Raw genomic sequence first — 2,733 nt, 5'->3', positions numbered from 1 at the left:
TATGATTTAACAGAGTTTTTTTTGAATTTACTTTGCATGCAAGTGCTTGCATGCGGAAATATTTATATTAAATTTTAATCTAAAATAAATATGCATATAATATAAAATTTATTTTTTTAAAATGGGAGTATTTTATTTATGAAATTTTTGATAATGGTTATTAGTATCATTTTTCTTATTGTTGCTTGTGGTGCTGTTAGTGCAGCAGATGAGCCAATACAAAATAATAATACGCAAGTAAACACAGTAATTAATAATACAGATTATAATTATGAACTATCATCATTGCAAAATAGTAATGATATAGTTTCATCAGACAATATGGCGGGAATTTTCAGTAATGATACCTGGATTGACCCAAAGATGGACTGTAATAAAGATGGGAATTATCATATTGTTTTTGAAGGTAAAAAAATATACAATAGTGGTGATTCCTATTTTGTTAAAATTGTAGATAAGAAAAACAATTCTGTAGAAAATATTGACGTTGAATTTTATGTAAACAACAAATACATCGGCAACTATACCACTAACAACGAAGGACTTGCCGGCTTTAATTTAGATAATAATATACATAATGAAGGTAATTTTAATATTTATGGAAAAATCCTCAACAATAACGATTACACAGGATCCTGTGAACACATAACAGTTATAAATAATCTAAATTACTACAATAATGCCCTAAGTTCCGGTTCACGATTAAAAAAATGGAATGACAAACATTTCATATTATGTGATGACGGATATCATGCATATGAACCAGGAAATGAACCCAACTGGGATGGTAAAGAAAATGAACCCAATTTAAATCACAGTATTTATCAGATTATTGATTGGAACGGGAATTCATACCATGTAATTAACGCAACAGTATCACAAAAAGGAATGGAAGTATTTTTAAATCTTATTAAAACTCAGGTTTATGATATAGCAATCTTAAATTTATTATCCCACACAACTTATGATTTATCACGCCTTAAAGTATGGAACGACCGTGAATTCAGTTATTCAACATACCACAATTTTGGCCAATTAATAATAAACGGTAACGGTGCAAAAATAAAAAGCAATAACGAAAACAATTTCATGTACATCGGATATAACTCCAATGTGATTATAAAAAACACTACAATAACCAATTTTAATCACTGCTTTGTTAACAATGGTAATCTAATATGCATAGATTCTACTTTTAAAGACAACATTGCATCTAAATTTTCATTCCCTGACTTTTTAGGTGGAGTAGTGAATAATTATAACACAGTATCATTTAAAAATTGTACTTTTAAAGACAATTCTGCTAAATATGGTGTTTATACAGCTGCGGGTGGTGTTTTAGATGCGCAACCTAATTCCAAAAATACATTTATTGACTGTAAATTCTGTAGCGAAAAGGACAACCTACTGGGAAGAGATAACAGTTTAACTGTCATATTTTCCAACACTTATCCTCCAGAAAACATGATAAAAAAAAGTTATTTTTATGAAAAAGCATCATTTAGTGTGGTAAATTCAAGCATAATAAACAATAACGATATAGAAACAACCACCACATACTGGTGTAATGACAGCAGCCAATTTAAACAAGTCCTCAAAAGCATCAATACATATAGTAATAGTTCACAAATAAATATCAATTTAAAGGCAGACCAAACTTACGATATCACAGTTGAAGACATACAAAATGGATTTCGTAAATACAACTGGAGAGAAAATGCAATCAACTATCCCACAGCACCATTTATACACTGGACTAATAAAGCCGGTAAAGGATTACATTATATAATTGACCGATATGTCCTTGATGTAGGTTTTACTCCAGTTATTATTAACGGTAATGGTGCTAAAATTAATATGAAAGATAACAAAGAAAAATATGATCACCATTTTGCTTTCATCGGCAGCGGTGCATCATTAATACTTCAAAATGTTACATTAGAAAATTTTAACACAGCTATCTATAATGTCGGAGGCAGTTTTACAGCAATAAACTGTACATTTAGAAACAATGTAATTAAACATGAAAACGCTATGGGCGGTGTTTTAAGATCCTTTGGTGGTGACTGTAAATTCATCGACTGCCATTTTGGATATAACTATGCTGATGAAGAAACCTTTATCTACTACTGCAAAAACACCAATCTCGAATTTAATAACTGTGATTTTCTAGAATTATGCGAATCCATATTAGGCCCCCACAATAACCTGATCCCAATGGAAAAAATGTTAGGAGTATTAATGCTTGGCAAAGAAGCATTAAACATATTTGAAAAAGAATACAACTGCAAAATAACAGAGGAAACAGCAGCACTGGTATTTTTAACCCTAGCTACTAAAATAGGCCTGGCTGAAAATTCCTGCATAATCAGTGATGACGAATTCTTTATCAAATCCGCAACCACTTTTAAAAATTCCGAATACTATACAAGTAAAACATTAAATAACAATACTCATTACAACATTAATAATATTAGTTGTTATGATAAAATGATTAATGATTTCAATAATTATGGTAACAATCCAAGTCATGTAATGAAAATCACATTAAATCCAAATAATCCTATAGACAAATTCAACATTGCAGACCTGCATATACAAGGAACAATCATCATAGACGGTAATAATTCTATTTATTCATCAAACAAAAATATTAAAAATAAATTTAACACAATAATTATTTCTAATTTTATTTTTAAACAGAAAAATTTTAAACTATGCAGTAACGAAGGC

Annotated in this window: 1 protein-coding gene; it reads left to right on the top strand. The window is 29.5% G+C overall.

Annotated elements, in window-relative coordinates; all coding sequences use genetic code 11:
- Window positions 1–138: 138 nt before the first annotated feature.
- Window positions 139–2,733, top strand: a 2,595-nt coding sequence (locus tag ACKI5C_RS04185) for a hypothetical protein (protein WP_407431955.1), incomplete at its 3' end; no start/stop codon positions are given.

It is taken from the genome of Methanobrevibacter sp., from assembly GCF_045646045.1.
Lineage (GTDB): Archaea > Methanobacteriota > Methanobacteria > Methanobacteriales > Methanobacteriaceae > Methanocatella.
Note: the sequence above shows the minus strand (reverse complement) of the source record. Positions and strands in the feature narration are given on the sequence as shown.